Annotated in this window: 26 protein-coding genes; 9 read left to right on the top strand and 17 right to left on the bottom strand. The window is 64.1% G+C overall.

The features are described 5' to 3' along the window. Window positions 1-309: 309 nt before the first annotated feature. Genes AB4Z38_RS17755 through AB4Z38_RS17745 form a run of 3 tightly spaced genes read left to right on the top strand, consistent with a single transcriptional unit; the run spans window position 310 to window position 2,476 of the window. A complete protein-coding gene (locus tag AB4Z38_RS17755) occupies window positions 310-1,110 on the top strand; it encodes an ABC transporter ATP-binding protein (protein ID WP_441430926.1) in 801 nt (266 codons plus the stop codon). Window positions 1,111-1,118: 8 nt separating this feature from the next. Next, window positions 1,119-1,862, top strand: coding sequence for an ABC transporter permease (locus tag AB4Z38_RS17750; protein ID WP_441430945.1), 744 nt, complete (start codon window positions 1,119-1,121; stop codon window positions 1,860-1,862). Beyond that, window positions 1,859-2,476, top strand: coding sequence for a TetR/AcrR family transcriptional regulator (locus AB4Z38_RS17745; protein ID WP_441430925.1), 618 nt, complete (start codon window positions 1,859-1,861; stop codon window positions 2,474-2,476). The genes AB4Z38_RS17750 and AB4Z38_RS17745 overlap by 4 nt, the downstream gene beginning before the upstream one ends. 61 nt (window positions 2,477-2,537) lie before the next feature. Here the strand turns inward: AB4Z38_RS17745 and AB4Z38_RS17740 are convergent, their stop codons facing one another. From AB4Z38_RS17740 to dxr, 5 genes are all read right to left on the bottom strand, one after another. Beyond that, the gene (locus AB4Z38_RS17740; protein WP_441430944.1) at window positions 2,538-3,425 is read right to left on the bottom strand and encodes a GNAT family N-acetyltransferase; all 888 of its coding nucleotides are present in this window, start codon (window positions 3,423-3,425) and stop codon (window positions 2,538-2,540) included. Beyond that, entirely contained in the window at window positions 3,388-4,554 is a 1,167-nt protein-coding gene (ispG, locus tag AB4Z38_RS17735) for a flavodoxin-dependent (E)-4-hydroxy-3-methylbut-2-enyl-diphosphate synthase (RefSeq protein ID WP_013600504.1), read from the bottom strand. Before ispG ends, AB4Z38_RS17740 begins: the two co-directional genes overlap by 38 nt. Window positions 4,555-4,620: 66 nt before the next feature. Beyond that, window positions 4,621-4,914 (bottom strand): YciI family protein, encoded by a 294-nt coding sequence (locus AB4Z38_RS17730; protein ID WP_234753085.1) that lies wholly within the window; start codon window positions 4,912-4,914, stop codon window positions 4,621-4,623. A gap of 74 nt (window positions 4,915-4,988) precedes the next feature. Next, window positions 4,989-6,320, bottom strand: coding sequence for a M50 family metallopeptidase (locus AB4Z38_RS17725; RefSeq protein ID WP_441430924.1), 1,332 nt, complete (start codon window positions 6,318-6,320; stop codon window positions 4,989-4,991). Between the two features lie 17 nt (window positions 6,321-6,337). Further along, window positions 6,338-7,522 carry a 1-deoxy-D-xylulose-5-phosphate reductoisomerase gene (gene dxr, locus AB4Z38_RS17720; RefSeq protein ID WP_441430923.1) on the bottom strand — a complete coding sequence of 395 codons (1,185 nt, stop codon included), beginning with the start codon at window positions 7,520-7,522 and terminating at the stop codon, window positions 6,338-6,340. 38 nt (window positions 7,523-7,560) lie between these two features. On the opposite strand from dxr, the gene AB4Z38_RS17715 reads away from it, so the two are divergent. Beyond that, entirely contained in the window at window positions 7,561-9,027 is a 1,467-nt protein-coding gene (locus AB4Z38_RS17715) for a lipase maturation factor family protein (RefSeq protein ID WP_441430922.1), read from the top strand. Window positions 9,028-9,062: 35 nt separating this feature from the next. On the opposite strand, the gene AB4Z38_RS17710 is transcribed toward AB4Z38_RS17715, so the two are convergent. From AB4Z38_RS17710 to AB4Z38_RS17680, 7 genes are read right to left on the bottom strand one after another with little or no spacing between them, the layout of a single operon-like run. Further along, on the bottom strand, window positions 9,063-9,899 hold the full coding sequence (locus AB4Z38_RS17710) for an HpcH/HpaI aldolase/citrate lyase family protein (protein WP_441430921.1): 837 nt from the start codon (window positions 9,897-9,899) through the stop codon (window positions 9,063-9,065). Continuing rightward, a complete protein-coding gene (locus AB4Z38_RS17705; protein ID WP_441430920.1) occupies window positions 9,896-10,429 on the bottom strand; it encodes a MaoC family dehydratase in 534 nt (177 codons plus the stop codon). Before AB4Z38_RS17705 ends, AB4Z38_RS17710 begins: the two co-directional genes overlap by 4 nt. Then, a complete protein-coding gene (locus tag AB4Z38_RS17700) occupies window positions 10,426-11,178 on the bottom strand; it encodes a CoA transferase subunit B (RefSeq protein ID WP_441430919.1) in 753 nt (250 codons plus the stop codon). Before AB4Z38_RS17700 ends, AB4Z38_RS17705 begins: the two co-directional genes overlap by 4 nt. 2 nt (window positions 11,179-11,180) lie before the next feature. Next, window positions 11,181-11,969, bottom strand: coding sequence for a CoA transferase subunit A (locus tag AB4Z38_RS17695; RefSeq protein WP_441430918.1), 789 nt, complete (start codon window positions 11,967-11,969; stop codon window positions 11,181-11,183). Between the two features lie 19 nt (window positions 11,970-11,988). After that, on the bottom strand, window positions 11,989-13,152 hold the full coding sequence (locus AB4Z38_RS17690; RefSeq protein WP_441430917.1) for an acyl-CoA dehydrogenase family protein: 1,164 nt from the start codon (window positions 13,150-13,152) through the stop codon (window positions 11,989-11,991). A 2-nt stretch (window positions 13,153-13,154) separates the two neighbouring features. Continuing rightward, the gene (locus AB4Z38_RS17685) at window positions 13,155-15,260 is read right to left on the bottom strand and encodes an acetyl/propionyl/methylcrotonyl-CoA carboxylase subunit alpha (protein WP_441430916.1); all 2,106 of its coding nucleotides are present in this window, start codon (window positions 15,258-15,260) and stop codon (window positions 13,155-13,157) included. A gap of 4 nt (window positions 15,261-15,264) precedes the next feature. After that, window positions 15,265-16,872 carry a carboxyl transferase domain-containing protein gene (locus AB4Z38_RS17680; RefSeq protein ID WP_441430915.1) on the bottom strand — a complete coding sequence of 536 codons (1,608 nt, stop codon included), beginning with the start codon at window positions 16,870-16,872 and terminating at the stop codon, window positions 15,265-15,267. A 151-nt stretch (window positions 16,873-17,023) separates the two neighbouring features. On the opposite strand from AB4Z38_RS17680, the gene AB4Z38_RS17675 reads away from it, so the two are divergent. Next, window positions 17,024-17,677, top strand: coding sequence for an SACE_7040 family transcriptional regulator (locus tag AB4Z38_RS17675; protein WP_441430914.1), 654 nt, complete (start codon window positions 17,024-17,026; stop codon window positions 17,675-17,677). Between the two features lie 84 nt (window positions 17,678-17,761). On the opposite strand, the gene AB4Z38_RS17670 is transcribed toward AB4Z38_RS17675, so the two are convergent. Genes AB4Z38_RS17670 through pdhA form a run of 3 tightly spaced genes read right to left on the bottom strand, consistent with a single transcriptional unit; the run spans window position 17,762 to window position 21,368 of the window. After that, a complete protein-coding gene (locus AB4Z38_RS17670) occupies window positions 17,762-19,195 on the bottom strand; it encodes a dihydrolipoamide acetyltransferase family protein (RefSeq protein ID WP_441430913.1) in 1,434 nt (477 codons plus the stop codon). Beyond that, the gene (locus AB4Z38_RS17665) at window positions 19,192-20,202 is read right to left on the bottom strand and encodes an alpha-ketoacid dehydrogenase subunit beta (RefSeq protein ID WP_441430912.1); all 1,011 of its coding nucleotides are present in this window, start codon (window positions 20,200-20,202) and stop codon (window positions 19,192-19,194) included. The genes AB4Z38_RS17670 and AB4Z38_RS17665 overlap by 4 nt, the downstream gene beginning before the upstream one ends. After that, window positions 20,202-21,368, bottom strand: a complete 1,167-nt coding sequence (pdhA, locus tag AB4Z38_RS17660; protein ID WP_441430911.1) for a pyruvate dehydrogenase (acetyl-transferring) E1 component subunit alpha — start codon at window positions 21,366-21,368, stop codon at window positions 20,202-20,204. The genes AB4Z38_RS17665 and pdhA overlap by 1 nt, the downstream gene beginning before the upstream one ends. Before the next feature lie 195 nt (window positions 21,369-21,563). Here pdhA and AB4Z38_RS17655 point away from each other — a divergent pair, with 195 nt between their 5' ends. From AB4Z38_RS17655 to AB4Z38_RS17645, 3 genes are all read left to right on the top strand, one after another. After that, on the top strand, window positions 21,564-22,049 hold the full coding sequence (locus AB4Z38_RS17655) for an Lrp/AsnC family transcriptional regulator (RefSeq protein ID WP_441430910.1): 486 nt from the start codon (window positions 21,564-21,566) through the stop codon (window positions 22,047-22,049). A 175-nt stretch (window positions 22,050-22,224) separates the two neighbouring features. Beyond that, a complete protein-coding gene (locus AB4Z38_RS17650) occupies window positions 22,225-22,638 on the top strand; it encodes a DUF4383 domain-containing protein (protein ID WP_441430909.1) in 414 nt (137 codons plus the stop codon). 29 nt (window positions 22,639-22,667) lie between these two features. Continuing rightward, window positions 22,668-23,231 (top strand): hypothetical protein, encoded by a 564-nt coding sequence (locus AB4Z38_RS17645; RefSeq protein ID WP_441430908.1) that lies wholly within the window; start codon window positions 22,668-22,670, stop codon window positions 23,229-23,231. A gap of 134 nt (window positions 23,232-23,365) precedes the next feature. Here the strand turns inward: AB4Z38_RS17645 and AB4Z38_RS17640 are convergent, their stop codons facing one another. Further along, the gene (locus tag AB4Z38_RS17640; protein WP_441430907.1) at window positions 23,366-24,982 is read right to left on the bottom strand and encodes a solute symporter family protein; all 1,617 of its coding nucleotides are present in this window, start codon (window positions 24,980-24,982) and stop codon (window positions 23,366-23,368) included. Then, window positions 24,979-25,356 (bottom strand): DUF485 domain-containing protein, encoded by a 378-nt coding sequence (locus AB4Z38_RS17635; protein WP_284983984.1) that lies wholly within the window; start codon window positions 25,354-25,356, stop codon window positions 24,979-24,981. The genes AB4Z38_RS17640 and AB4Z38_RS17635 overlap by 4 nt, the downstream gene beginning before the upstream one ends. Before the next feature lie 163 nt (window positions 25,357-25,519). Here AB4Z38_RS17635 and AB4Z38_RS17630 point away from each other — a divergent pair, with 163 nt between their 5' ends. Next, complete coding sequence (locus AB4Z38_RS17630) at window positions 25,520-26,686, top strand: sensor histidine kinase (protein ID WP_441430906.1); 1,167 nt, start codon at window positions 25,520-25,522, stop codon at window positions 26,684-26,686. Window positions 26,687-26,696: the final 10 nt, after the last annotated feature.

The following is a 26,696-nucleotide window of genomic DNA, read 5'->3' as shown; positions in this document are numbered from 1 at the left end:
CCATTTGGTTTGTGTTTCCTCTCTGAAACCGTCCGCGCCCCAGCGACACGGCTGGTTCTGAATTTATGTGATGGTGGACACTTTTTTCAAGGGCTTGGACTTATCAATATTTGTTGACGCACGTGGGCCTAGCCCTAGCAACGAACAACGCGGGGTCACTTAGCGCCCATCCGGAGGTCCGACATGGGCCGTAAGTGACCCCGCGTTGCAGAACGAAGGGCCAGATCCGTCCCCGAGGCTCACAGTTGACGAGCCTGTGTATCGGACTTACCTTTTATTCATCACCTGATGAATAAATCGGAGGCCGCGATGTCCCACAGCCCAGCGGGAAGTCCCGCATCAGGTATGTCCCCTGCGCCCCCGGCGGTCACAGTGGAGGGCCTGCATGTCACGCGCGGCCACAAGAAGATCCTGCGCGGCTTGGACTTCGCTATGGAGCCTGGGCGCATCACCGGCCTGCTCGGCCCCTCGGGGAGCGGCAAGACGACCCTCATGCGCTGCATCGTGGGAGTCCAGCGACTGACAGCCGGCAGCGTGGATGTATTGGGCCGTCCTGCGGGCACCCCGTCATTGCGGCACGACGTCGGATACGTCACCCAGGCACCGAGCGTCTACACGGACCTCAGTGTCGAGGCGAACGTCAGGTATTTCGGAGCCATGCACGGCGTCACGGCCGCCGACACCGCGGAGGCGATTGCCGCCGTCGGGCTCGAATCACTGGCACGGCGGAAGACGGCAGACCTTTCCGGCGGCGAATTCAGCCGGGTCTCCCTGGCCTGCGCACTCGTCTCCCATCCGAAGCTGCTGGTCCTCGACGAACCGACGGTTGGCTTGGATCCGGTACTGCGTGCCGAGCTGTGGGAGCGGTTCGCCGCGATGGCCGAATCGGGCACCACCTTACTGGTTTCCAGCCACGTCATGGAAGAGGCCTCCCACTGTTCCTCCCTGCTCCTGCTCCGCGACGGCTTGCTGCTTGCGCAGCTCAGTCCTGCGGAACTCAGCGAGCGGGGACACAGCAACGATCTGGAACGGGCCTTCCTGCACATCATCCAGGAAACGAGCGCCACTTCGAACCGCACTGGTGCCAATGAAAGCCAGGTGGCGTCATGAATTCAGGGATGATGTTTGCCACCACCAGGCGGGTTTTGGAACAACTAAGGCACGACCACCGCAGTGTCGCGCTCATCATGGTGGTTCCCGCCCTGCTGCTCACGGGCGTCTACTATCTGTTCGAGAACGAAACCCTGCCTCCCGGATTCCCCCGCACCTTTGACCGTGTGGGACTCATGATGCTGGCCATTTTCCCGTTTGTGGTGATGTTCCTGGTCACCTCGATCACGATGTTGCGCGAAAGGACTTCGGGGACGTTGGAACGCCTCCTGACGACGCCCATCCACAAAGCGGATCTCCTGTTCGGCTACGCGTTGGCGTTCTCCATCATGGCTGCCCTGCAATCGCTTGTAGCCACGGCCGTGGCCTACTGGATCTTCAATCTGGATATCAAGGGCGGTCCGGGTTATGTCGTGATGATCGCCGTCATCAACGCAGTGCTCGGTGTCGCCCTTGGCCTTTTGTGCTCAGCCTTTGCGCGGACCGAATTCCAGGCGGTGCAGTTCATGCCGGTTGTGGTGATTCCGCAGATCCTGTTGTGCGGACTCTTCGTGGCCCGGGACCACATGAACAGCCTCTTGGAGAGCATTTCCAACGTGCTGCCGCTGACGTTTTCGGTCGATGCGCTCCAAAAGATCGCCGACAACACCGAGGCGACGCAGGCCATGTGGCAGGATGCCGGGGTCATGGCGGCGATCGTCGTGGGAGTTTTGGTCCTTGCCTCGTTCACCCTCCGACGGCGGACCTCGTGAGCGGCGCCTTGCCTCCCGTGCGGCGGGGACGCCGCAGCGGAGGGAGTGACTCCCGCGAACTGATCCTTGCCACAGCGCGCAGGCTCTTCGCCGAGCACGGTTTCGACGGCACGAGCCTGCGGCAAGTGGCCCGCGAAGCCGAAGTGGACCCCGCCATGGTCCACCACTTCTTCAAGGGCAAGGACGAACTCTTCGCCCAGAGCATCGAACTCCCGGCGGACCCCAACGAGGTTCTTGCCGGCGTCGAATCATTGGATCCGTCGCAACGCTCGGAGGCAATCGTCCGCGCCGTCGTGCGTCTGTGGGAAAGCCCGGCGCAACACGGGCTTGTCGCGTTCGTCAGGGGAACGATCGGTTCCAAGGCCAAGACCGCCCTGTTGCGCGAGATGGTGGCGAGGACCATCCTCTCCAGGATCACGGCAGGGCTTCCCGGCTCCCCTGAAGAAGCAAGGATGCGGGGCAACCTTGTTGCCACGCAGATGGTCGGGCTCATGCTGATGCGCTACGTGGTCCGGCTCGAACCCCTGGCTTCGGCCTCCCAGGACGAAGTAGTCCGGTTTGTTGCACCGAACGTCCAGCACTACCTCACGGGCGGACTCACTCCACCCAACTAACTAGCATTTGTTGTCGTTATGAGCCCCCAAAACGACAACTACTGCGAGCCAGTTGGGCTGGTCAGTACAGAACTGTGGCGAAGGTTCCGAGGCGTTGGAATCCGACCCGCTCGTACGTGGCGCGTGCCCTGGTGTTGTATTCGTTGACGTAGAGGCTCGTGATCGGCGCGAACTGCTGGGCCAGGACAACCACTCCCGCCATGTACCCGGCGCTGAGTCCCTGGCCGCGGAACTCGGGGTTCATCCAGACGCCCTGCACCTGGGTGGCCTGCGCCGTGACGGCCCCGAGTTCGGCTTTGAACTTCACGGTCCCGCCGGCGTCGATGTGCACCAGGGAATGGCCTTGCCGGATCAGTCCGGCCACCCTGCGGCTGTAGAAGTCCTCGCTCCCGAGAAAGGGCGAATAACCCACTTCCTCTTCGAACATGGCCGCACAGGCGGGCAGGATCCGGTCGAAATCCGCGATGTTTCCGAAGCCGAGCTGCGGATTGGCTTCGACGGCGGGTGGCCCCGATATGGCCAGAAGCGGCTGGTCTGCACGTACCTCGTGGGCGAAATGCCCCAGTTGCTCCAAGCGGGAATGGAGCGCCAGCACGGTCTCCGCGGGCCCGAAGATCGAGGCGTAGCGACGGCCCGCCCGGTGTGCAGCCGCAGCCACTCGGGAAGCCAGTCCGGGGTCCAGCTGCACCGGAACCAGGTTGGCACCGGCCCAGCAGGCACCTACCAGGGCGTCGCCGTCGAACACTCCAAAGACGCTCGCGCCGCCGGAAGTGGGTGCGGCGCTCCCCGACGAATCGAGGTGCGCCAGAATGAAGACGTTCGCCACCGGGTCTTCCATCGCGAGCACGCGAAGGGCCCGGGTGTCGGCAGCGCCGAGCACCCGGACGGAAATCCCATCGGCGGCAGTCTCGTTACGAGACGCTAACCACGGGGCTACCCTTGACAGCATCTTCGCCATCGGCCTCCCCCATCTCTTCGGCGATACGCATGGCCTCTTCGATCAGTGTCTCAACAATCTGGCTCTCGGGGACAGTCTTAATGACTTCGCCCTTCACGAAGATCTGCCCCTTGCCGTTTCCGGAGGCTACACCGAGATCGGCTTCTCGTGCCTCACCCGGGCCGTTCACGACGCAACCCATGACGGCGACGCGCAGCGGGATCTCCATTCCTTCAAGCCCGGCCGTGACCTGCTCGGCGAGCGTATAGACGTCCACCTGGGCGCGTCCGCATGAAGGGCAGGAGACGATTTCGAGCTTGCGGGGGCGCAGGTTGAGTGACTGCAGGATCTGGTTTCCGACCTTGATTTCCTCAACAGGCGGCGCGGAGAGGGACACGCGGATGGTGTCACCGATGCCCCGGGAAAGCAGCGCACCGAAGGCCGTTGCGGACTTGATGGTGCCCTGGAAAGCGGGTCCGGCCTCGGTCACGCCAAGGTGCAGGGGCCAGTCGCCCTTTTCGGCAAGCATCTCGTAGGCCGCCACCATGATGACGGGGTCGTTGTGCTTGACGGAGATCTTGAAATCGTGGAAGCCGTGTTCCTCGAACAAGGAAGCTTCCCACACTGCCGACTCCACAAGGGCTTCCGGCGTGGCCTTGCCGTACTTCTTCAGGATGCCGGGCTCCAGGGATCCCGCGTTGACGCCGATCCGGATGGACGTACCGTGATCGCGCGCTGCCGCCGCGATTTCCTTCACCTGGTCGTCGAACTTGCGGATGTTGCCCGGATTGACGCGCACCGCGGCGCAACCGGCCTCGATCGCGGCGAAGACGTACTTCGGCTGGAAATGGATGTCCGCGATCACAGGAATCTGGGACTTACGGGCGATGATCGGCAGTGCCTCAGCGTCGTCCGCTGAAGGGCAAGCGACACGGACGATGTCACAGCCGGACGCCGTCAGCTCAGCGATCTGCTGCAGGGTGGCGTTGATGTCCGTGGTGGGCGTGGTGGTCATCGATTGCACGCTGATCGGTGAATCGGAGCCGACGCCGACCGAACCCACCTTGATCTGGCGGGTCTTGCGGCGGGGCGCGAGAACGGGGGGCGGGGCTGACGGCATTCCCAGGCTGACCGAGGTCACGTGGACTCCTTGGGTTGAAATGGGTGGATCGTAGGGCCGGAATCAGGACCCCGGCCGGTCATGCTGCTAGGAAGCGTGGGCGGAGAGCATTCCGATAATGGGGTTCCACTCGGACGTGCGGATGCCTGCAATCCCCCGGACGGCGGCGAACGGGTCCTCCTTCAGCGTGGCGTTCAGCTCGGACTCGTCGGCGGCCTCGAGCAACAGCAGCGCACCCGCGCCGTCGGTGTAAGGGCCGCTCGCCAGCAGGGTTCCCTGCTCGGCGAGGCTGGCAAGCCAGGCACGGTGGGCAGGGCGGTTCGCGTCGCGCACCTCGGCGGACTCGGCGTCGTACACGTACTCAACAGCGAAAACAGTCATATGGATAGCCTATCCCCCCAATTCAGGGGCCGGCCCAATCCGGGGCGTCCGCCGAGAGCTCATGCGCACCCGGATCAGCCGAAGAGGTTGACCGGCTTGACGATGTCCGCGTAGATCAGGAGTGCGCTCATGGCCATGAGGACACTCGCCACAACATAGGTGAGCGGCAGGAGCTTGGCGATGTCGAAAGCGCCTGGATCCGGTTTGCGGAACAGCTTGGCGATTCGACGCCGGGCTCCCTCGTAGAGCGCGCCCGCCACGTGTCCGCCGTCGAGCGGCAAGAGCGGAACCAGGTTGAACACGGCGAGGGCGAAGTTCAGTCCGGCGAGGAGCCCCACGAGGGCGCTGAGGCGCGATTGCAGCGGAACCTGATCCATGGCAGCCACTTCACCGGCCACCCGGCCGACGCCCACCACGCTGATGGGGCCGTTGGGATCGCGCGGTTCGGAGCCGAAAGCCGCTTGCGCCACGCCGACCACCCTGGCGGGGAGGTTGAGGATGACTCCTGCGATTTGCTTGATGTTCTCGCCGGCCATCGGAAGAACGGTCGACGCCGGTTGGGGCACCATCGCGGTCTGCGCGCCGATGCCGAGGAACCCGACTTCCTCGTACAACGGCTTGCCGTCGGCACCCTTGGCCTGCTGCCCGTTGTCGCCGATCACGGGACGAGCCGACAGCACCGGGGTTACTTGCGTGGTGACGCTCTTGCCGCCACGGTCCACGGTGACTTGGACTGCCTTGCCGGCGGATGCGCGGATCCAGCCGCTCATTTCCGCCCAGCTCGTCACCGGCTTGCCGTCAAAGCTCGTGACGACGTCGTTGGGCTGGAGCTTGGCCACTGCGGCCGGGGTCAGTTGGCAGTTCGGAGAGTTCGGATCGACGGTCTCGCCGGCCTTGACCTGGCACTTGGACACCTCGGCAATGGTGGTGGTGGCCGTGGACACGCCGAAGCCCATCAGCAACACCGCGGTCAGCACGAGGCCAATGAGCAGGTTCATGGCCGGGCCACCCAGCATGATGATGACCTTTTTCCAGACCGGCAGCCTGTAGAAGACCCTGTTCTCGTCGCCGGGGCCTACTTCCTCATGCGCCGCGGACCGGGCCTCGGTGGCAAGGGTCTGGAACATGCCGGTGCTGGACGGCCTCACACTGCCGTCTTCCTTGTTGGGCGGGTACATGCCGATCATGGCGACGTAGCCGCCCAGCGGGATGGCCTTGACGCCGTATTCGGTCTCGCCTTTCCGCGTGGACCACAGGGTAGGGCCGAAACCAATCATGTATTTCGTGACGCGCACCTTGAACAGCTTGGCAGGAAGCAAGTGCCCCACCTCGTGCAGCGCAATGGAGACGGCCACGCCGATCGCGACGAAGACGACTCCGAGAATGAACAGAATGACGGGATTCATGCCTTAAGTACTGCTTCCTAAAGGGTGCTGTTGGCTAAACGATCGTGGGTGCGCGTGCGTGCCCACCTCTCAGCATCCAACACGGAGTCCACCGTCAGCTCCAAGGATCCTGAATGTTCGCTGAGGACGGACTCCACCGTGTCCACGATGTCGGTGAAGCGGATCCTTCCGGCATGGAAGGCCTCAACGGCTTCCTCGTTGGCCGCGTTGAAGACGGCCGGAAAGGTGCTCCCGTGCTTTGCGGCGTCCTTGGCCAGCTCCACGGCCGGGAAGGCTACCGAGTCAAGGGGCTCGAACGTCCAACTGGTGGCCTGGCTCCAGTCGCAGGCCTTGGCGGCGCGGGGCACGCGGTCCGGCCAACCGAGTCCGAGCGCGATGGGCAGCCGCATGTCCGGCGGAGAAGCCTGGGCAATGATGGAGCCGTCCACGAACTCCACCATGGAGTGCACCACGGATTGCGGGTGCACCACGACGTCGATCCTGTCCAGGGGGACGTCGAAGAGCAGATGCGCTTCGATGACCTCCAGGCCTTTGTTAACCAGGCTGGCCGAGTTGGTGGTGACCATGAGGCCCATGTCCCACGTGGGGTGCGCAAGGGCTTCAGCCGGGGTGACGTCGCGGAGTTGCTCTCGGCTGCGGCCCCGGAAAGGCCCGCCGGAAGCCGTCAGGATAAGTTTCTCAACTTCATTGTCGGTTCCCGCGCGAAGGCATTGGGCGATGGCCGAGTGCTCGGAATCCACGGGCACGATCTGGTCAACGGCTGCCGCGGCCTTCACCAGTGCACCGCCCACGATCAGGGATTCCTTGTTCGCCAAGGCCAGGATAGCGCCGGACTTCAATGCTGCGAGTGTAGGCGCCAGACCAATGGACCCCGTGATTCCGTTGAGCACAACGTCCGCTTCGATCGCAGCAATCTTGGTGGACGCATCCGCCCCTGTGATGATCGCCGGATCGTAGTTCCGGAGCCCGGCGGCGGAGGCGGCGGCGCCGATAAGTCTCTGGAGTTCATGGGGATCGCCGTAGGCGATGCCGACCGCCTGGGCCTTGGTGTGGACGGCCTGCTGCGCGATGAGTTCCAGGTTCCCGCCGCCCGCGCTCAGCGCCACGACCTCGAAGAGATGGGGAGCGGCGTCGACGACCTCAATCGCTTGTGTGCCGATGGAACCAGTGGACCCGAGGAGGATGATCTTGCGCGGCTGCATTGCTTAAGTATCCCGCACCCCAGGCGTAGCGTTGACTTGTGGACTGGGTCTCGTGGTTCGAGGCGCCGGACTATGAATTCGCCCGGCAGGTGCTCCAGCGCGGCACGGCCGCGCTCTATTTCATCGCGTTCCTGTCCAGCCTCAACCAGTTTCCCGCGCTCCTTGGCGAACACGGGCTCCTGCCTGTCCCGAGGTACGTGGACGGCCACCGGGTCTTGCGCAGGCCCAGCCTGTTCCGCTGGAAGTATTCGGACGCTTTGCTCCGCGCCGTGTGCGCCGCCGGCCTTGCCGTTTCCTTGTCGCTCGTGGGTGGGCTGCCGCAGCTGGGCCCGCCGTGGCTTCCCCTGGCCGCGTTCCTGGCTTTGTGGTTGCTCTACATGTCGATCGTCAACGTCGGCCAGACCTTCTACGGCTTCGGTTGGGAAATGCTGCTTTTGGAAATGGGCTTCACTGTCGGCTTCCTCGGTTCGGAACAGACTCCCCCGCCCAGGACCATCCTGGTCCTGCTCGGGTGGCTGCTGTTCAGGCTGGAATTCGGCGCGGGCATGATCAAGATCCATGGCGGAAGTGAGTGGCGTGATTTAACCGCCTTGTACTACCACCACGAGACACAGCCCATGCCCGGACCGTTGAGCCGCCAGGCGCATCTCTTGCCGAAGCCACTTCACCGCATGGAAGTGCTCGGAAACCATTTCGCCCAACTCGTGGTGCCGTTCTTCCTGTTCGCCCCGCAGCCACTGGCCACGATTGCCGCCGGAATTGTCGTCTTCACGCAGCTTTGGCTTGTGGGGAGCGGAAACTTTGCGTGGCTCAATTGGTCCGCGATCGTGCTTGCCTTCGCTGCGGTGAGTGACCCCGTCGCCCACGCGGTGCTGCCTTTCATTCCGCAACGGCCGAACCCGGCAGCGGCGGTTCCGCAGACCCCGGTGTGGTGGCTCGCCGTCGTACTCGCGGTGACGGTGCTCCTCTTGGTGCTCAGCTATTGGCCCATCCGCAACCTGCTTTCGCGGGAGCAGCTCATGAACGCCAGCTTCAACCGATGGCAGTTGGTCAACACCTACGGCGCGTTCGGCACGGTGACGCGGCACCGGGTGGAAATCGTGGTGGAAGGCACGCAGGCCGACGTTCCCGTCGATGAGGCCGATTGGCGCGAATACGGCTTCAAGGGCAAGCCCGGCGATGTCCGCCGGCTCCCCCGGCAGTGGGCGCCGTACCACCTGCGCCTCGATTGGCTGATGTGGTTCCTGCCCTTGCGCACGGTGCATGAGGAATGGTTCTACGCGTTCCTCGGCAAGCTGCTCGACGCCGACCGGCCCACCTTGCGCTTGTTGCGCCGGGACCCGTTCGACGGCGAACGGCCGCGTTGGGTGCGGGCCCGCAGCTTCCTGTACCGCTTCGCCACGAGGTCCGAGTTCCGCGAGACAGGCCAGCGCTGGATCCGGATGGAGCTCTACGAGGTCATCGCCCCGTTGTCGCTGCCGAAGTCACGACGTCGCGGTCAATAGACCCGGCCGGAGCTGCTGGAATCCTTGTGTGGCCCTCAGGAAAGCCGGGCCCTGCGCAGCGTGGATTCGGCGTGTTTCAGGATGGGGCCGTCCACCATTTTGCCCTTGTGCTGGAACACTCCGGTTCCAGCCGCGGCCGCGGCGTCAAGCAGTTCCCGGGCCCCTGCGACGGCCTCGGGCGACGGCGCGTAGGCTTCGCGGACAACGGCAACCTGGTTCGGGTGGATGCAGGCCTTGGCACCGAATCCGCTGGCCACGGCGTCTGCGGATTCCAGGGCCAGCCCGGCGAGGTCGGGAATGTCTACGTAGACCGAGTCGATGGCTTCCTTGCCTGCGGCCTTCGCGGCCAGCAGCACGGTAGAACGGGAGTGCGTTGCGACGGCGCGGTAGCCGCCGTCGTCCTTGCGGCTCGAGGCGCCGCCCATCGAGGCGATCAGGTCCTCGGCACCCCACATGAGCCCGACGACGTTGGGAGCCTGGGCGATCTCGCTCGCGTTGATAATTCCCTTGGCCGTCTCGCACAGGGCGATGACGTGGTAACCCTCAAGTGCCTTCAGCTGTTCGCCGGTTTCGGCCTTGGCCAGCATGACAGTGCGGTAAGGGGTATGCGCGAGGCAGTGCAGGTCCTTCTCGAAGTCCGGGGTGCCCACCGGGTTGACGCGCACAATCGTGCGGCTGGGGTCGAGCTCGGCGGTCTCCCCGCCGGAGCCGAGCTGGGCGAGGATGGCGCCCCGGGCCCGCTTCTTGTCTGCGGGCGCGACGGCGTCCTCAAGGTCTACGATGACGGCGTCGGAACGCTCGGCGGCCTTTTGGAACCGTTCCGGACGGTCGGCGGGGCAGAAAAGCAAAGCGGGGCCCATGGTGAAGGTCATGTATTGATTGTCCCCTGTTGCGCCTCCAGATGCGCGGTCCGGGTCCACATGAGGCAAGCCCGCGTGGCCAGCGCCACAACTGTCCCGTCCTGATTGCGGCCGGTGTGTTTCATGGTCACTACGCCCTGCCCGGGACGCGACGACGACTCCCGTTTCCCCGCGACGACAGTCTCCGTGTAAAGGGTGTCGCCGTGGTAGAGCGGGTGCGGGAAAGACACGTCCGTGAGACCCAACTGGGCAATGATGGTGCCCTGGGTCAACTGGGTGACGGACTGTCCCACCATGGTGGACAAGGTGAACATCGAGTTCATGAGCCTTTGCCCGAAGGGCTGAGTGGCGCTCCAGGCCGCGTCCAGGTGGAGGGCTTGTGTGTTCATGGTCAGCGTCGTGAACAGCACGTTGTCCGCTTCGGTGACGGTCCGCCCGGGCCTGTGGGCGTAGACAACGTCTTCCTCGAGTTCCTCGAAGTACAGCCCCCGCTGCTCAACGATGCGTGGTTCAGGGACACGGGGTCCAGCGCCCGCGGTCATACAGTCAGCTCCTGGTCCTCTTCGAAAAGCTCGACGCCGGTCGCGGCGGCCACGTCCTCGGCGGAGACATTCGGTGCCAACTCGCGCAGGACGAGCCTCGAGACTCCGCCTTCGGAGACGACATCGATCACGGCGAGGTCGGTGATGATCCGATCCACGCAGCCTTTCCCCGTGACAGGCAACGAGCATTCCTTGACGATCTTGGGCTTGCCGTTGCGGTCCACGTGCTCCATCATCACGATCACCCGTTTGGCGCCGAAGACCAGATCCATGGCGCCGCCCATGCCCTTGACCATCTTGCCCGGGATCATCCAATTGGCCAGGTCCCCATTGGCCGCGACCTCCATCGCGCCAAGCACTGCTACGTCCACATGTCCGCCGCGGATCATGCCGAACGACGTAGCCGAGTCAAAGAACGCGGCGCCCGCGTTGACGGTGACCGTTTCCTTGCCGGCGTTGATCAGATCGGGGTCCACTTGATCGTCAGCGGGATAGGGGCCGACGCCCAGGATCCCGTTCTCGGAATGCAGGATCACCTCGACCCCCTCGGGGATGTAGTTCGGAATCAGGGTGGGCATCCCGATCCCGAGGTTGACGTATTGCCCGTTGGTGAGTTCGCGGGCTACGCGGGCGGCCAGTTCGTTCCGCGTCCAGCCTTTTCCCTCGTGGTGTTCGGCGCCGGCGCGGCGGTACTCGTGCCTGACCGCCTCGGGACGCGGCGGCACATCCTGGGTGATGTTCGATTCCATGGCTACGCTCCTGCCTGCGGGGTAGCCCCCGCGGACGCCGGGGTCAATGCGACCGTCCGCTTTTCGATGCGCTTCTCGGTATCCGGTGCAAGCACGACCCGCTGGACGAAGATGCCCGGAGTGTGGATATGTTGCGGATCGAGCTCGCCGGGTTCCACAAGCTCTTCGACCTCGGCGATCGTGATCCGGGCCGCCATGGCACACAGTGGGTTGAAGTTCATGGCCGTCGCATGGAAGACGAGGTTCCCGTGACGGTCGCCCTTCCAGGCGTGGACCAGTCCGAAATCGGGTGTCAGGGATTCCTCCAGTACATAGTCCGCCCCGTTGAAGGTCCGCACTTCCTTGGGTGAGGACGCGATCGCCACGTTGCCGTCGCCGTCGTACTTTTGGGGAAGGCCGCCTTCCGAGACCTGTGTCCCGACGCCGGCCGCCGTGAAGAACGCGGGAATGCCGGCGCCGCCGGCGCGCAGTTTCTCGGCCAGGGTGCCTTGCGGGGTGAGGACCACCTCGAGCTCGCCGGCAAGGTACTGCCGCGCGAACTCCTTGTTCTCACCAACATAGGAACTGATGGTCCGGCGGATACGCCCGTCCCTCAGCAGGATGCCCAGGCCCCAGTCGTCCACGCCGCAGTTGTTGCTGACTGTTTCAAGGTCCTTGGTGCCTTGATCGTGGAGCGCATCGATCAGCGCCACCGGGATACCGCACAAGCCGAACCCGCCGACGGCGAGAGAGGCGCCGTCGTGGATGTCCTTCACCGCTTCCGCGGCGCCGGCAACAACTTTGTCAATCATCGTTCACCTTCCCTGACGGTTAAAGGCCCAGCTCGCGGGCGATGAGCATCAACTGGACCTCCGTGGTGCCTTCCCCGACTTCCAGGATCTTGGAGTCGCGGTAGTGGCGTGCCACCGTGAATTCGTTGATGAAGCCATAGCCACCGAACACCTGGGTGGCGTCCCGTGCGTTGTCCATGGCTGCCTCGCCTGCGACCATCTTAGCGATGGCCGCTTCGGTCTTGAACGGCTTGCCTGCCAGCATCCGCGCGGCCGCGTCGTAGTAGGCCAGGCGCGCTGTGTGGGCCCGTGCCTGCATGCGGGCGATCTTGAACTGGATGGCCTGGTACTTGCCGATGTTCTGTCCGAAGGCCACGCGTTCCTTGGCGTATTTCACGGACAAGTCGACGCAGCCCTGCGCCGCACCGGTGGCGAGCGCGGCGATGGCGATACGGCCTTCGTCCAGGATCGACAGGAAGTTGGCGTAACCCCTCCCCCGGACGCCGAGCAGGTTCTCTTCGGGTACCCGGACGTTGTTCAGCGTCAGCGGGTGGGTGTCGGAAGCGTTCCAGCCCACCTTGTTGTAGGCCTTTTCCGCGGTGAAACCGGGCGTGTCGGTGGGAACCAGGATGGTGGAGATTTCCTTCTTGATGCTCCCGTCCTTGCGTTCGTGCTGCCCGGTAACGGCGGTAACGGTGACGAGCCGGGTGATGTCGGTCCCGGAGTTGGTGATGAATTCCTTGTTGCCGTTGATGACCCAGTGGCCGTCTTCGAGGTGCGCGTTCGTTTTAGTGCCTCCGGCGTCCGAGCCGGCTTCCGGCTCGGTCAGTCCGAAGCCTGCGAGCGCTTCGGCCGAGGTCAGTTGGGGCAGCCAATGTTCCTTTTGCGCCTGGGTGCCGAAGCGGTACACCGGCATGGCGCCTAGCGAGACGCCCGCTTCGAGGGTGATGGCCACCGACTGGTCCACCCTGCCCAGCTGTTCCAGCGCGAGGGCGAGCGCGAAGTAGTCCCCGCCCATGCCGCCGAACTCTTCAGGGAAAGGCAAGCCGAACAGGCCCATCTCACCCATCTGCTTGACTACCTCGTACGGGAAGCTGTGTTCCTCGTCGTGCTTGGTGGACACAGGGGCCACTACCTCGTCGGCGAATTCCCGGACGGAGTCGCTCAGGTCCTGGTATTCCTCGGTGAGTTCAAAACTTGCCATGGCTAGACTTCCTCGTCTTTCTGGTTTTCTGCTGTGACTTCGGGGGCGGGTTCTTGGGTGGGTTCCGCCGCCACGTGGATGGTGGCGAGGACTTGGTCGGCCTTGACGAGGTCCCCGGTCTTGCTGCTGAGGTGCACGGTGCCGGACACCGAGGCCACCAATTGGTGTTCCATCTTCATTGCTTCCACTGCGAGGAGGACGTCGCCCGCTTCCACGTGATCGCCGTTGTGCACCGAAACGGAGACGACGGTTCCCGGCATGGGAGACCGGACTTCAGGGTCCGCGGCGCCTTCTTCGCGCTGGATGCCCGCGAGGATGCGTTGGAGCCGGTCCTCGCGGTCCAGGATCTCGAGCCGGCAGGACCAGCCGTCGCTGCCCAGCCAAAGTTCGCCTGCCTCACGCCCCGGAGACGGTGAGCCGTGCGCGAAATGGTGCTCAACGCCGTCGAGCACCAGCACCGCATGCCCGGCAGACCCCGGCCGCATGGCGGCAGAGTGCTCGAAGCCGTTGTCCACACGCCCCGCGAAGCCCGGCCCATTAACGGTCAACCCCACAGTGGCCAGGCCGCCGTCGGGGCGTCCGATGGTGGTCTTCCACGGAGCGGGGGCGCCGACGCGCCAGCCATCGGCAGTGTTCCAGGGTGCTGCCGCCCCGGTCGGAACCGGTTCCGGGCGGTTAAGCAGGGCTGCGGCGATCAGCTCGACGTCGGTCACTTGACGGAATTCCATCCCATCGAGCTTGCGCTCGATCAAGCCGGTGTCGAGGCGGCCGGCGCGGACGTCGTCGTCGGTGATCAGGAGCCGCAAATACTCAACGTTGGTGTGCACGCCCAGCAGCGTGTAGTCCCCCAGTGCGTGGTCAAGGGTGTCCAGCGCCGCTTTGCGGTCCGGGCCCCAGGCGATGACCTTTGCGAGCATGGGATCGTAGTCGCCGGTGACGGACAGTCCGGGAAGCATGGCGGAGTCGACGCGGACGCGTGGATCGCTGCTTGCGCGTTCCCGGAGCGCCACGATTTCGCCGATGGATGGCATGAAACCGCGTTCGGGTACCTCCGCGTAGACGCGCGCCTCCACCGCGTGGCCGTCAAGCACGACGTCGGACTGCGCCACCGTGAGGACCTCACCTGCGGCGATGCGCACTTGCCATTCGACAAGATCGACGCCCGTCACCATTTCCGTAACAGGGTGCTCCACCTGGAGGCGGGTGTTCATCTCCATGAAGAAGAAGTGCTCCGGGTCCTGGTCCGAGACCAGGAACTCGACCGTGCCCGCACCGCTGTACTTGACGCTCCGGGCAGCCTGGCAGGCGGCCTCACCGATCCGGGCCCTGACCTCGGCGCCGTTCACGAGGGACTCCAGCAAGGGGGACGGTGCTTCCTCGATGACTTTCTGGTGGCGGCGCTGGAGCGAGCATTCGCGCTCGCCGAGGTGGATGACGTTGCCGTGGCTGTCGGCGAGGACCTGGACCTCGATGTGCCGGGGCGCCTGGATGAGCCGCTCGAGGAACAGGGTGTCGTCACCGAAGGCACTCGCCGCCACGCGGCGGGCCGTCAGCAAGGTGGCCGCCATATCCTCGAGCCGCTCCACGATGTGCATGCCTTTGCCGCCTCCCCCGGCCGAAGGCTTGATGAGCAGGGGGAAGCCGACGCCGGGCGCCGCCTCGATCAGTGCCTCGTCGCTCAAGCCCGGTTCGGCGATGCCCGGAACACAGGGGACGCCGTAGGACATGACGTGGTTCTTGGAACGGATCTTGTCGCCCATGATCTCGATGGCGTCAATGCCGGGCCCGATGAACGCGATACCGGCCGCGTCGAGGGCCTTGGCGAATTCCACGTTCTCGGCGAGGAATCCGTAACCCGGATGGACGGCCTGGGCGCCGCTTTGCAGGCAAGCCTCGATGATCGCGTCTATCCGGAGGTAGCTGTCCGCCGCCGCGGCTGTGCCGATCCGGACGGCAGCGTCGGCTTCGCGCACGTGGCGGGCACCGGCGTCGGCGTCTGAATAGACCGCCACCGAACGGATGCCCATGGCCTTGAGGGTGCGGATCACGCGGCAGGCGATCTCGCCGCGGTTGGCGACGAGGACGGTGTCGAAGGAGTTGATTGTCATGGGGTCACATCCGGAAGAGGCCGAAGGAGGTATCCGGCAAGGGGTGGCGGGAGACAGTGTCCAAGGCCATGCCCAGGACGCGCCGGGTGTCTGCGGGGTCGATGATGCCGTCGTCCCAGAGCCGTGCGGTGGAGTAGTAGGGGCTGCCTTGGTCCTCGTACTGCTGCTTGATGGGGGCCTTGAAGGCTTCCTCGTCCTCGGCCGACCATTCTTCGCCGCGGGCCTCGTATTGCTCCCGTTTGACGGTGGCCAGCACGCTGGAGGCCTGGTTCCCGCCCATGACGGAAATCCGGCTTGCCGGCCACATCCAGAGGAAGCGCGGGGAGTAGGCCCGTCCGCACATGGAGTAGTTTCCGGCACCGAAGGAACCGCCGATCACCACCGTCAGTTTCGGCACGCGGGCAGTAGCGACGGCGGTGACCATTTTGGCGCCGTTCTTGGCGATGCCGCCGTGCTCGTAGTCCTTGCCCACCATGAAGCCGGAGAGGTTCTGCAGGAAGACCAAGGGGATGCCGCGCTGGTCGCACAGCTCGATGAAGTGCGCGCCCTTGAGCGCGGACTCGCTGAACAACACACCGTTGTTGGCGACGATGCCCACGGGGTGGCCATGCAGCTTCGCGAACCCCGTGACCAAGGTGGTGCCGTAGTTCTTCTTGAACTCGTGGAACCTCGAGCCGTCCACGAGCCGGGCGATGACTTCGCGGACGTCGTATTGCGCGTTGACGTCCGTGGGAACGGCACCATAGATTTCGGCCGGGTCCACCACGGGCTCGACGACGGCGTCCACGTCCCACGTGGGGGCTGCCGGTTTGGGCAGGGTGGCGACGATATCGCGGACGATCTGCAAGGCGTGCTCGTCGTTTTCGGCCAAGTGGTCCGTCACACCGGAAATCCGCGAGTGGACATCGCCGCCGCCGAGCTCTTCGGCCGTAACGATCTCCCCGATGGCCGCCTTCACGAGCGGCGGGCCGCCCAGGAAAATGGTGCCTTGGTTGCGGACAATCACGGTTTCGTCGCTCATGGCCGGAACGTAGGCACCCCCGGCCGTACAGGACCCCATGACCGAAGCGATCTGCGGGATCTTTGCCGCTGACATCTTCGCCTGGTTGAAGAAGATCCGGCCAAAGTGCTCCTTGTCCGGGAACACCTCGTCCTGCCTGGGCAGGAACGCTCCCCCGGAATCCACGAGGTAGACGCAGGGCAGCCTGTTCTCCAAGGCGATTTCCTGGGCCCGGAGGTGCTTCTTGACCGTCATCGGGTAATACGTCCCGCCCTTGACCGTGGCGTCGTTGGAAACCACCATCACCTGTCGTCCATGGATCAAACCGATTCCCGCGATCACGCCGGCGCCCGGCGAATCATCGTTGTACATCCCGTTGGCCGCCAACGGGGCGATCTCCAGGAACGGGCTGCCCTCGTCCAGCAAGTAGTTGATGCGCTCGCGCGGCAACAACTTTCCCCGGGAGATATGCCGCTCACGCGACTTCTCCGGGCCACCGAGGGCGGCCACGGCAAGGCGCTTCTTCAGCTCGTGCACCAGTGACAGCTGCGCTTCCGCGTTGGCCGCGAACTGATCGCTGCTGGTATCCAGCTGGCTGGCGAGTGTCTCCATCGACTGTGTCCCATCCCGGCCAATGGCCATCTCAGTTAGTACCGCATAACTGGAATTTAGGTTAGTCTCTATTAACTGTGTTGTCCATCACCTCGACGCTGGGCCCGTCCCGGCATCGACGCTGAATTGGACGCGTGCAAAAGGAGGAATTGTGGTCACCTTCCAGCGGAGCTCCCAACAGGACGGCCCAACCCCGCGGAGCCCCAAGCAAGACAGCCCGACCCCAAGAAGCCAAGCCAAGGAAACACGGCGCAAGGCCCTCCTGACCGCCGCAGCCGGGTTGTTCGCCGCGGACGGTTTCAACCGCGTGTCCCTTGAGGACCTGGGGGCCGCGGCAGGAGTCAGCGGCCCTGCGGTGTACCGGCATTTCCCGGGAAAACAAGCCGTGCTGGCCGAACTGCTGTTGAGTGTGAGCCGGAATCTGCTCGACGGCGGCCGCACCGTGGCGGCCGAAGCCCCCGACGCCGAAGCTGCATTGCGCGGATTGGTGGAGTTCCACGTGGACTTCGCCCTCAGCAACCCCGATGTCATCCGGGTCCAGGACCGCGACTTCAGCAACCTCAGCGACTCCGACCAGGCCGAAGTCCGCACCTTGCAGCGCAACTACGTGGAACTGTGGGTGGGAGTGCTCGGCGAACTGCATCCTGACACGGATCCTGCCGAACTACGGGTCCGCGCCCACGCAGCCTTCGGCCTCATCAACTCGACACCCCACTCCGTCCGGCACCACGGACGACGCATGGCGGTCAAAAGCGCCCGGCCAATCCTCGAACGCATGGCACTGGCGGCCTTGACGGTGCGCTAGCTAGGCCCAACTGACTCGCAGCAGATGTCGTTATGAGCCTTCAAAACGACAACAACTGCGAGTTAGTTGGGCCTGAGAGCTCTACTAGATCATCGTCATGACGGTTGCAGGGTCGGACAGGATCGCACCCAGGTCGGCAAGGAATTTAGAGCCCTGCTCGCCGTCCACCAGCCGGTGGTCGAACGACAGGCTCAGTGACATCACCTGGCGCACCGCGAGTTCGTCGTTGTGCACCCAAGGAGCTTTGCGCACCGATCCCAGTGCGACGATGGCAGCCTCGCCCGGATTCAAGATGGGAGTCCCGGCGTCGATCCCGAACACTCCGATGTTCGTGATGGAAATGGTCCCGCCCGTCAGATCTGCCGGGGAGGTCTTGCCTGAACGTGCCGTGTCCGTGAGAGCGGACAAAGCCGTGGACAGTTCCAGCAGCGTCATCCTGTCGGCGTCTTTGATGTTAGGAACGGTCAGTCCCCGCGGCGTGGCTGCCGCGATACCCAGGTTCACGTAATTGAACTGCACGATCTCCTGTGCGGCCTCGTCCCAGCGGGAGTTCAGGGTCGGGTTCCTGCGCAGGGCAATCAATACCGCCTTGGCCGCGATGGTCAACGGCGTAAGCTTGTACCCGGCAAATTCGCGGCTTGCCTTGAGCCGCGTCAGCAGTTCCATGGTGGGCGTGACGTCAACGGTCAGGAACTCCGTCACATGCGGCGCAGTGAAGGCACTTTGCACCATGGCAGCGGCCGTGAACTTGCGGACTCCCTTGATAGGGGTTCGGGTCTCGCGTTCAGCGGAAACCCCGACGGCGGACGCGGCGGCCGGGGCGAGCTCGGGAACGGCAAGCTGCGGCTGAGCCCCGGCTGCGAAGTCCTGGACATCCGAACGGGTGATCAAGCCTGCCGGACCGGTTCCCTTGACGAGTTCAAGGTCAATTCCGAGATCCCTCGCCAACTTACGGACCGGAGGGGTGGAACGGGGACGCTCTTGTTCCACCACGGGCTCGTTTGGAACGGCGAGCGGTGCGGGCTGTTCAACGACGGGAACGGGTTCGACAGCGGGCTGTTCGACGAAGGGAACGGGCTCCCGGACAGGCTCGCGTTCGGCGGCGCTCTCGTCAAAGGTCCGCTGGCGTCGGGCCGGGCGTCCGGATTTTTCGACGACGGCACCGTAACCTACGAGGTTCGGCTCACGCTTCGCCGCGGTCTCTGCAGTGCTTTCCGTGGAGGCGGCCTCACCGGAACCGGCAGCACCGGAAGGTGAGGCTCCGGCGTCGTCGACTTCAAAGGAGACGATCGGCTTGCCGACCTCGACAACCGAACCGGCCTGTTCGTGCAAGGCTGCGACGATTCCCGCGAAGGGCGACGGTAGCTCAACCACGGCCTTGGCCGTCTCGACCTCGGCAATGACCTGGTTCAAGGTCACGGTGTCCCCCACAGCAACCTTCCAGCTGAGAATTTCCGACTCAGTGAGTCCCTCACCGAGGTCGGGCAACCTGAATTCCTTGATCATGGTGGCGCTCATCCTTCCAGCCCGCTCAGGGAGTTGCCGCGGCCGAGCGCCCGGTCCACGCCGTCAAGAATCCTGTCCAGATCCGGCAGGTGGTGCATCTCGAGCTTTGAATACGGGTAGGGGATGTCGAATCCCGTGATCCGGACCGGCGCCGCTTCGAGGTAGTTGAAGCAGCGCTCGGTGATGCTGGCGGCGATTTCGGCGCCGAGCCCGCCGGACTGCGCAGCCTCGTGGGTGATGACGAGCCTGCCGGTCTTGCGGACGGACGCCTCCACTGCCTGGAAGTCGATCGGAGCCAGCGATCGCAGGTCGATAACCTCCACGGAGACTCCTTCGTCGGCAGCGGCCATGGCCGCGTCGTTCGCGGTTTTCACGAGCGGGCCGTACGTCACCAGGGTGACGTCGCTGCCTGGTGTGACCACCCTGGCCTTCTCCATGGAGAGCGCCGCGGACAGATCTGCGGTCTCATCCACTTCGCCCTTGTCGTGGTAGCGGCGCTTGGGCTCGAAGTACAGCACCGGATCGTCCGAGGCGATCGCCTGCTGGATCATGGTGTACGCATCCTGCGGGTTGGAGACACTGATAACGCGGAGGCCCGAGGTGTGGGTGAAGTAGGCTTCCGGGGACTCGGAGTGGTGCTCGGGTGAACCGATTCCGCCGCCGAAGGGAACCCGGATGGTGATGGGCATCTTAACGCGGCCCTGTGTCCGGTAGTGCATCTTGGCTACCTGGCTGACGATCTGGTCGAATGCCGGGTAGATGAAGCCATCGAATTGGATTTCGCAGACCGGACGGTAGCCGCGGTAGGCCAATCCGACGGCGGTGCCGATAATCGCGGATTCGGCCAGAGGGGTGTCAACCACCCGGTGTTTGCCGAAGTCCTTCTGGAGGCCGTCGGTGACCCGGAAGACGCCACCGAGCGCTCCGATGTCCTCACCCATGAGGACAACTTTGGGATCGTTTTCGAGGGACTTGCGCAGCCCTGCGTTGATGGCGCGGGCGAAGGTCAGTTTGCTCATCAGAGTGCACCTTCCTGGGTTGATCCGCTGAAGCTTTCCAGATAGCGGGAGTAGTGGTCCTTCTGGCGTTCGATCCAGGAGTTGGGGGTGCTGTACACGTGTTTGAAGAGGTCAAGCGGCGCGGGATCGGGCATGTTGATGACTCCTGCCCGCAGGTTCCTTGCCACCTCGTCTGCTTTGGCCTGGGTCTTGGCTTCGACCTCTTCCGTCAGGAGGCCCTTGGTACGCAGCAGCGCCTTGAGCCGGGTAATCGGGTCCTTGGCCGCCCAGTCCTCAAGCTCGTTGGCGTCGCGGTAACGGGTGGGATCATCCGCCGTCGTGTGCGGGCCCATGCGGTAGGTCACCGCTTCGATGAAGGTAGGTCCGCCGCCCTTGCGGGCCCGGTCCAGCGCAATACGCGTAACGGCCAAAACTGCCAGGACGTCGTTCCCGTCGACCCGCATGCTGGGGATTCCGAAGCCCGAAGCACGGTCGGCGATCTGGATGTGGGACTGAGTCCGGACCGGTTCGGAGATGGCCCAGTGGTTGTTCTGGCAGATGAAGACCACGGGCACTTGGAAGCTTGCCGCGAAGACCATTGCCTCGTTGACATCGCCTTCGCTCGTGGCGCCATCGCCGAAGTAGGCAACCGCGACGGAGTCTGCCCCGTCGTGCTGGATACCCATCGCGTAGCCGGTTGCGTGCAGCGATTGCGAACCGATGATGATCTGCTGGGTGGCAATGTTGTGGCGGTAGGGGTCCCATCCGGCCGAGGCGTTGCCGCGCCAGGCACGGACCAAGTCTGTTGGCTCTACTCCGCGACAGTAGGCAACGCCGTTGTCACGGTAGCTGGGGAAGACAAAGTCGTCGTCCCGAAGGGCCCGGCCCGAGCCGATCTGCGATGCTTCCTGGCCGAGCAGGGGCGGCCACAAGGCCAACTCGCCCTGACGCTGCAAGGCGGTAGCCTCGGCGTCGATGCGGCGGATGACCATCATGTCCTCGTACAGCGAGCACAGTTGCTCGTCCGTGACATCGCTGACCCAGAGATCGAACTCCGGGTGGCTGATGCGTTCCCCTTCCGGGGAAATCAGTTGGACCAGATCCCCGCCGGTCCGACGCGGGCTTGCTGCACTGATTCCGGGATTCGAAGCCTTGTAGGCGTCCTGGCCGGGTTCGTCCGTCAACACAGTTGATCGCACCTTTCAGCTCGTCCTCGCAGGCCTTTGGAGGGACTTGTGATCCAGCCGCGGGCCAGCATCCGGGCGTCGTCGCCTGGATTAATTGTGACCCTACTCACAATGCTCATTGGGTACAACCACCATTGAAAATTCTGCGCATTCTGCCCTATCCGGGCGGTCTGCACCGTGCTAACGTTGCGCATTATGCAAGCTTTAGATGGCACCGACACACGCCTGCTTTCAGCCATGGCGAAGGACCCCCGCGGCACGGTAGTTGCCCTGGCGCAGAAGCTGGGACTATCGCGGAATACGGTTCAGGCGCGGATGGCCCAACTGGAAAAGAAGCATGCGTTTCTCTCATTCGAACGGCGGATCAACCCTGCCGCCCTCGGCTACCCCCTCATGGCGTTCATCTCGGTGCATGTGCAGCAGCAAAAGCTTGGGCAGCTTGCCTTGGACCTCGCCGAAATCCCGGAAATCCTGGAGGGATACGGCCTGACCGGTTCGGCTGACCTGCTGCTGCGGGTGGTGGCGCTCGACGCCGAGGATTTGTTCCGGATCAACGGCAAGATCCTTGCGTGTGACGGAGTGGAACGAACGGACACCGCCATGTCGATGGGCGAACTGATTCCCTTCCGGGTGCAGCCGTTGTTGAACCGCAGTACCAAGACGGCGCTCCGAACCGGCTGAGCCCACTCTGGCCATCCGTCTCCGGCCGCAAGGTTGACGCCGAAAAAAGTCGAAAAAAATCGTCCCATCCCACCCATCCATAGCCCGTGGTGGTCCGAATATCTGGTTGAGAGCCCCGTCCGGGGTTTCAACCACAGGCCGGATACAAAACCGGCCATACCGGAAGGTTTGGACCATGCGCACTTCGCCCAACCGCCTGATCGCCACCATCTTTGGAGCCGTCTACCTGCTCGTGGGTGTCGTTGGATTCTTCGTCACCTCGGGAATTGGATTCTTCGCGACCGAGGGTGCCAATCTGATCATCTTTGCGGTAAACCCCCTGCACAACATCATTCACCTCGCCATCGGCGCCGCGCTGCTCTACTCGGGCATGAACAGCACTGTGCTGTCCAAGACCGTCAACACCACAGTCGGCGCCGTCTACTTGCTTGTTGGCATCCTTGGACTGTTCCTCGTGGGCTCCGCACTGAACATCATTGCCCTTAACGGCGCAGACAACGTCCTGCACCTGGCCAGCGCTGTGGTGCTTCTCGGCATCGGTCTCTCGCAGGACAAGGTTCCGGTCACCACCGCCAGGGCCCACGTCTAGAAAACTTCGAAGCCCGGAAGGAGCCGTCCGTGCCAGCTCAAGCAGCGACGTCCGTGGGACCCACCGCCGGGGCATCCCTCACCTTGTTTTCGTGTTTCGCGGGAATGGGGGCCGGCCTCGTGGAGCTTTCCATCGCCTCGAGCTATATTTCGGGGCGGGGACCTCTTGTCTGGGCGGGCGGCATCTTCGCGGTCTGGGGCCTGGCGTTGCTCGCCGGTTCGATTGCCAGCCTCCAACGGGGGCGGCTCCGGTTCCGTAAGCCAACGACCATAGGCCTCCTCGCGGCCGTGCTGGTCCACGTCGCCGTGGTGATGGCCGGCATGGCCCAAAGAGTGCTCGACGGCGGGCATCTGGCGGCCCTGTTCCTGGTCCTGATGGCCCTGGGATCCTCTTCCTGGCTCGCCCGAAGGTTCCGCGACCACGTCGGCGGAGAAGCGTCGGCTCCCCCACGGGCCGGTGCGCTTTTGGGGGCTGCCTTCGCCGCCGCCGTCGTCGTCGCAGCAATTACGACGCCGGGGCTCGCCGCCTCGGTGGCCGGAGCGCACGCGGTACCGCATGGAGAGCACTCCCTGCCGGGCGGCCATAACCACTAAGCACTCCCTGCCAAGCGGCAACAGCGATCCCTCCTGCAGATCTTTCTGCAGGAGGGATCCGCTATTTGGCCTTGTTTGTGAGCGAGCGTCACGCCGAACGGCCTGATATGTGAGCGAGCGTCGGACCGGTACTCCTAGTGGTTCACCGCTTTCTCGGCTCCTACGCCGGTCAGGGAACGGACTTCCATCTCGGCCTGCTTCGCCGTGTCTTCGCGCCGCTTGTCCACCACGGTTCCGAGCCAGCCAAGCAGGAAGGCGAGCGGAATGGACACGATTCCCGGGTTGCTCAACGGGAAGACGGCGAAGTTGGCACCCGGGATCATTGACGTCTTGGCACCGGAAACAACGGGCGACAAGGCAATGAGGATGATGGCCGCCGACAGTCCGCCGTACATGCTCCAGGTAGCACCCTGGGTAGTGAACTTCTTCCAGAACAGGGAGTAGAGGATGGTCGGCAAATTCGCTGACGCCGCCACTGCGAAGGCGAGCGCCACGAGGAAGGCTACGTTCTGGCCGTTGGCGAAAATACCGCCAAGAATCGCAAGGACCCCGATAACCACCACAGTGCGCCGGGCCACCTTGACCTCGGTCCCGGCGTCGGCCTTGCCCTTGGAAATGACGTTCGCATAGATATCATGTGCGAACGACGCCGCTGCCGTGATGGTCAAGCCGGCCACCACGGCAAGGATGGTGGCGAATGCGACGGCCGAGATGAAGCCCAGCAGCAACGGCCCGCCCAGGTGGAAGGCGAGGAGCGGTGCAGCGGAGTTCACGCCGCCAGGGGCCGACTTGATGGTGTCGGCTCCGACGAGGGCTGCCGCGCCGTAGCCGAGGACCAGGGTAAACAGGTAGAACAACCCGATCAGCCAGATGGACCAGACCACCGATTTGCGGGCTTCCTTCGCCGTGGGCACCGTGTAGAAGCGCATCAGCACGTGTGGCAGGGCGGCCGTGCCGAGGACGAGTGCCAAGCCAAGGGACAGGAAGTCCAGCTTGGAGGTCTCGGTCTTGCCGTACTGCAGGCCGGGGTTGAGCACATTGGGGTTCTTGGCAGAGTCTGCGGCAGCACCCAACAGGTTCGACAGGTTGAAACCGTAGATCGACAGCACCCAGAGCGTCATGACTGCCGCACCGCAGATAAGCAACACGGCTTTGATGATCTGCACCCATGTGGTGCCCTTCATTCCGCCGATCAGCACGTACATGATCATGAGGGCGCCGACGACGACGATCACCAGGGCTTGTCCGCCCCAGTCGCTGATGCCCAGGAGCAAAGAGATGAGGCTTCCTGCGCCGGCCATCTGCGCCAGCAGGTAGAAGAAGCAGACGGCCAAAGTGGAGAGGGCGGCGGCGATCCGCACCGGGCGCTGGCGCAGCCGGAAGGAAAGCACATCCGCCATGGTGAACTTGCCCGTGTTGCGCAGCAGTTCGGCGACAAGCAGCAACGCCACAAGCCACGCGACGAGGAACCCGATGGAGTATAGGAAGCCGTCGTAGCCGTTGACCGCGATTGCCCCGGTGATCCCGAGGAAGGAAGCTGCGGAGAGGTAGTCTCCGGCGATGGCAGTGCCGTTCTGCGAACCGGTGAACGAGCGCCCGGCGGCATAGTAGTCGGCAGCCGTTTTGTTGTTCCGGCTGGCCCGGAAAACGATCACCATGGTGACCAGGACGAACAGGGCGAAGATGCCCATGTTCAACAGCGTGGTGTCCTTAAGAGCGGCAACGTTGACCATCGGGACCATGGCGCTCATTTTGCCGCCCCTCTCACGGTGCTGCCTTTATCGAACTCATGGCCCTCGATCTCATTCCGGATTTCCGCGGCGATCGGGTCCAGTTTCCGGTTGGAGTAGTGAACGTACCAGGCCGTAATTCCGAAAGTTGAGACGAACTGCAGCAGGCCCAGGACCAGGCCGACGTTGATGTTGCCCCACAGCTTGGTGGACATGAAGCCCACCGCGTAGTCGGCCAGCAGGACGTAGGCGAAGTACCAAAGCAGGAATGCGATGGCCATTGGAAAGACAAAACTACGGTGGCGCTTGCGGAGCTCCTGAAACTGCCCCGTTTGCTGGACTTCCTGGAAATCCACGGACGCCGCTGCGTCCGGTGTCTGGGCCTCGTTACCCATGGCTTCCTCCTGTTGTGGGTGTCTACATCGACCACACGCTCCGAGTCGATGTGACTGGAATCACTATCCGCCGGGCAACCGCGCCACTTCCAGATTCGCCGGCATAGGCGTCGCCCAGCGGACACGTTGCTGCGCCGAACGGCGGGTTCGCTAGTCTTGCTCCATGCCGGATTCCCCGCTCGTCACCGCCGCCGCCATTGCGGTCATCGTGCTCGCCGTGGCGGTCGTCGTGGGGGTCGGCCTCAAGGTGATCCGTTCCTTCCGCGAGCTGGGAACCGACGCCGAGAGGGCCACTTACCAGACCCTGCACGCGGCGTCGCGCGCGGGACAGCACCTGCGCACCGGCCTCCACGCGGCGGGAGCGGCCAAGGCGAGCAAGCAATTGCGTTCCCTGCTTGGCTGTGACGCCCTGGCGATCACGGACACCGAGTCCGTCCTGGCGTGGGACGGCGCGGCAGAAGAACTCAAAGCCGTCCTGATGGAGCTCGCCTCGGGAGTTCTCTCCGACGGACGGACCGTGGTTGTCCCGGCTTCGCACGCACTGAACGCCGTCGTCGCGCCGATCAGGGCAGGAAACCGCGTGGCGGGAGCCGTCGCGGCCTTCGCCCCGCAAACCGGCGCCGGGTTGATCCGGGCGACAAGCGAGCTGGCCGACTGGGTTGCCGTGCAAGTGGAATTGGCCGAACTCGACGCTTCCCGCACCTTGCTCATGGAGGCCGAAGTCCGGGCCCTGCGCGCACAAATCAGTCCCCATTTCATCTACAACTCCCTCAACGCCATTGCCTCGTTCATCAACACTGATCCGGCCAGGGCGAGGGAGTTGGTGGTCGAGTTCGCGGATTTCACCCGATATTCCTTCCGCCGCCACGGCGATTTCACCACCCTGGCGGAGGAACTCCGGAGCATCGACCGCTACTTGCTGTTGGAGAAGGCACGCTTCGGGGACCGGGTTCAAGTGAGCCTCAGGATCGCGCCCGAAGTCCTAAGCACGGTGATTCCTTTCCTGAGCCTGCAACCGCTCGTGGAAAACGCCGTGCGCCATGGGCTTGAAGCGAAGGAAGGACCGGGGCACATCACGATCTGTGCCAACGACTCCGGGGCCTTCGCGGAGGTCACCATCGAGGACGACGGCGTGGGCATCGATCCGGAACACCTGCGCTCGGTCCTGGCCGGGCACGCCGACGGCGACCATGTCGGACTGCGAAACGTCGATGCCCGCCTGCGCCAGGTCTACGGGGACGAACACGGCTTGGTCATCGAGACCGCGCCGGGCGAGGGCACCTTGATCACGATCCGCGTACCGAAGTCCCAGCCGAGCCATGATGCCTGAGGCTAATCTA

It is taken from the genome of Arthrobacter sp. 2RAF6 (assembly GCF_052115205.1).
Classification (GTDB): Bacteria; Actinomycetota; Actinomycetes; order Actinomycetales; family Micrococcaceae; genus Arthrobacter.
This window is presented reverse-complemented; position numbering and strand designations above follow the sequence as displayed.

Coding starts and splice junctions, on each gene's coding strand:
- AB4Z38_RS17755 (WP_441430926.1), top strand. CDS start 310: ATGTCCCACAGCCCAGCGGGAAGTCCCGCATCAGGTATGTCCCCTGCG.
- AB4Z38_RS17750 (WP_441430945.1), top strand. CDS start 1,119: ATGATGTTTGCCACCACCAGGCGGGTTTTGGAACAACTAAGGCACGAC.
- AB4Z38_RS17740 (WP_441430944.1), bottom strand. CDS start 3,425: ATGCTGTCAAGGGTAGCCCCGTGGTTAGCGTCTCGTAACGAGACTGCC.
- AB4Z38_RS17730 (WP_234753085.1), bottom strand. CDS start 4,914: ATGACTGTTTTCGCTGTTGAGTACGTGTACGACGCCGAGTCCGCCGAG.
- AB4Z38_RS17725 (WP_441430924.1), bottom strand. CDS start 6,320: ATGAATCCCGTCATTCTGTTCATTCTCGGAGTCGTCTTCGTCGCGATC.
- dxr (WP_441430923.1), bottom strand. CDS start 7,522: ATGCAGCCGCGCAAGATCATCCTCCTCGGGTCCACTGGTTCCATCGGC.
- AB4Z38_RS17710 (WP_441430921.1), bottom strand. CDS start 9,899: ATGACCTTCACCATGGGCCCCGCTTTGCTTTTCTGCCCCGCCGACCGT.
- AB4Z38_RS17705 (WP_441430920.1), bottom strand. CDS start 10,429: ATGACCGCGGGCGCTGGACCCCGTGTCCCTGAACCACGCATCGTTGAG.
- AB4Z38_RS17700 (WP_441430919.1), bottom strand. CDS start 11,178: ATGGAATCGAACATCACCCAGGATGTGCCGCCGCGTCCCGAGGCGGTC.
- AB4Z38_RS17695 (WP_441430918.1), bottom strand. CDS start 11,969: ATGATTGACAAAGTTGTTGCCGGCGCCGCGGAAGCGGTGAAGGACATC.
- AB4Z38_RS17690 (WP_441430917.1), bottom strand. CDS start 13,152: ATGGCAAGTTTTGAACTCACCGAGGAATACCAGGACCTGAGCGACTCC.
- AB4Z38_RS17685 (WP_441430916.1), bottom strand. CDS start 15,260: ATGACAATCAACTCCTTCGACACCGTCCTCGTCGCCAACCGCGGCGAG.
- AB4Z38_RS17680 (WP_441430915.1), bottom strand. CDS start 16,872: ATGGAGACACTCGCCAGCCAGCTGGATACCAGCAGCGATCAGTTCGCG.
- AB4Z38_RS17670 (WP_441430913.1), bottom strand. CDS start 19,195: ATGAGCGCCACCATGATCAAGGAATTCAGGTTGCCCGACCTCGGTGAG.
- AB4Z38_RS17665 (WP_441430912.1), bottom strand. CDS start 20,202: ATGAGCAAACTGACCTTCGCCCGCGCCATCAACGCAGGGCTGCGCAAG.
- AB4Z38_RS17655 (WP_441430910.1), top strand. CDS start 21,564: ATGCAAGCTTTAGATGGCACCGACACACGCCTGCTTTCAGCCATGGCG.
- AB4Z38_RS17650 (WP_441430909.1), top strand. CDS start 22,225: ATGCGCACTTCGCCCAACCGCCTGATCGCCACCATCTTTGGAGCCGTC.
- AB4Z38_RS17640 (WP_441430907.1), bottom strand. CDS start 24,982: ATGAGCGCCATGGTCCCGATGGTCAACGTTGCCGCTCTTAAGGACACC.
- AB4Z38_RS17635 (WP_284983984.1), bottom strand. CDS start 25,356: ATGGGTAACGAGGCCCAGACACCGGACGCAGCGGCGTCCGTGGATTTC.
- AB4Z38_RS17630 (WP_441430906.1), top strand. CDS start 25,520: ATGCCGGATTCCCCGCTCGTCACCGCCGCCGCCATTGCGGTCATCGTG.